The sequence below is a fragment of the Pseudactinotalea sp. genome, assembly GCF_048594945.1.
Classification (GTDB): domain Bacteria; phylum Actinomycetota; class Actinomycetes; order Actinomycetales; family Beutenbergiaceae; genus Pseudactinotalea.
The window spans coordinates 1-2,081 of the sequence record NZ_JBMDXJ010000303.1 but is presented as its reverse complement, the minus strand read 5'-3'; the positions used below and the strand labels follow the sequence as shown (position 1 = coordinate 2,081).

Annotated in this window: 2 protein-coding genes; both read right to left on the bottom strand. The window is 67.2% G+C overall.

Annotation, left to right across the window (positions count from 1 at the left end; translation table 11 throughout):
- A partial coding sequence (locus ACOJSN_RS13390) for a carbohydrate ABC transporter permease (protein WP_420113000.1) occupies positions 1-309 on the bottom strand: 309 nt, incomplete at its 3' end.
- 139 nt (positions 310-448) lie between these two features.
- Positions 449-1,759 (bottom strand): ABC transporter substrate-binding protein, encoded by a 1,311-nt coding sequence (locus ACOJSN_RS13385; protein WP_420112999.1) that lies wholly within the window; start codon positions 1,757-1,759, stop codon positions 449-451.
- Positions 1,760-2,081: the final 322 nt, after the last annotated feature.

The window sequence follows — 2,081 nt, the reverse complement described above, 5'->3', positions numbered from 1 at the left end:
CGACACGCTGGCCGCCACGAGCGAGGGAGCGTAGAAGGCCGAGCGGTAGAAGCCCAGGCCCTTGCGCTTGGCGTTGAGCAGCATCGCGACCAGCAACGCCGCCACCAGCTTGACCGGGGTGCTCACCAGCACATACGTCACGGTGACCTGGACCGACTTCAGGAACCGCGGGTCAGCGAACAACGCCGTGTAGTTGTCCAGCCCGATCCAGTTCGCCTCAAAGAGGTCGTAGTCGGTGAAGGACAGGTACAGCGAGGCCACCATCGGCCCCATCGTGAGCACGAAGAAGCCGAGGAGCCACGGCAGCATGAAGACGTATCCGGCGATGCTCTCGCGCAGCCGCGCCCGTCGCTGTGACGGGCGCGGCTGGTCGAGCAGCGCCGGTGGGTGCGTGGTGATCACAGCATCCTCCGGGTGGTCGATGGTGCGGTCAGGTGGGCCGATCAGGTCAGGACAGCGTCTGCCCGGCGAAGGACAGCCACTGCGAGGCGAAGTCCTCGACCGTGATGTTCTTGTAGGCGAGCTCGCTGGCCAGCCGCAGCCACTCGGCCTCGATCGATCCGTAACCCTCGGGTAGCACCGGCGTGGACTCGGTGATGACGTCGGCCCACTCCTCCTCGAATCCGATCACCTGAGCGTCCGCCCCCTCCGTGGAGAGTTGCGACCGCGCCGACTCGCTCGCCGGGACGCCGCGGGAGGTGCCGAAGATGGTGCCGACCTCGGGGTCGTTGGTGATGAAGTCGATCAGTGCGGCTGCGGCCTCGGGGTGCTCGGAGTTGGCGGAGGCCGACAGGAGCATCGACGGCTTGAAGAACTGGCCGTGCTCACCGTTGGAGCCGACCGGCAGCGGCAGCATCTCGATCGACTCGGCTCCCGAGTCGGTGAGGTAGCCGGCCAGGAAGTTGTCCCACGAGAACTCGGTCCCGACGAGGTTGGCGGTGAAGCCGCCGAGCGGGTCGAGCTGGGCGGTCGCCTCGGGCGACATGAACTGGTCAGCATCGCGCAGCGGCGCCGTGACGTTCAGCCAGTCGACGATGTCTTGCTCGCCGAACGCGACCTGACCATCGTCGGTGAACACGTCCACGCCCTCCTGCACCAGGTGTTGCACGAAGAGCCAGAAGACGCCCGTGAAGTCACCGGTGCCCCAGAGCTGGGGGTCGAGACCGGCGCCCGCTTCCGCAGCGGCGACGTTCCACTGCACGAACTCGTCCCACGTCTGCTCGGCCTCGGGCGCGTCCACGCCCAGGGTGGCGAGCGTGGCCGGGTTGTAGAACAGCGCGAGTGTGTTGGTCGACTGCGGGATGCCGACGAGTGCGTCGCCCACCTTGCCCGAGTCGAGCAGCGACTCGGACATGCCGGAGCCATCGATGCCGTTGTCGATGTAGGGCGTCAGGTCCAGGAACTGACTGCGGTTGCCGAACTGACTGAGGTAGGCCAGGTCGGTCTGCATGACGTCGGGCAGCGAGTTGCCGGCCGCCTCGGTCGCACGCGCGGTCCAATAGTCGTCCCACGCCGAGAAGGAGGCCTGCACCGTGATGTTCGGGTACTCCTCGTTGAAGAGCTCGATCGCCTGGTTGTAGCGGTCGGCCCGGTCGTCGTTGCCCCACCAGGTCATCGTGATGGTGACCTGCTCCTCGGGGTCGAGGGTTCCGGCGGTGCCGGGGTCGGCTGATCCGCCGCCCCCACCACCACAGGCGGTCAGCGTCAGCGCGGCGGCCGCGACTGCGGCGGCCGCGAACGTGATTCGTGTGTGCTTCATGTGTGAGCCTCTCTGCTCGGGGCCAAGGTCGTCGCTTCTCCCGCCAGCACGCGTGTCAGCGCACGACACCCGACGGATGAATCGATACAATACACAGCGGACGCCTCGACACGGCTCAACGAGACCGGATCGTTATGAATCGACTCACTCCCGTCTGCCCTGCGGGCTATCGCCCCCAACCTCCCGCCGGGCCGGTGAGTGCGGGCCCACGCGAGCTCCGCGAGTGGGACCACACGCACCACCACCGGCATTGGGTGGGCCTGCACTCAACCGAGCGTGGACTCGGCGAAGGTGAACCACAGCTCGGCAGCCACCTCAGGCG

Coding starts and splice junctions, on each gene's coding strand:
- ACOJSN_RS13385 (WP_420112999.1), bottom strand. CDS start 1,759: ATGAAGCACACACGAATCACGTTCGCGGCCGCCGCAGTCGCGGCCGCC.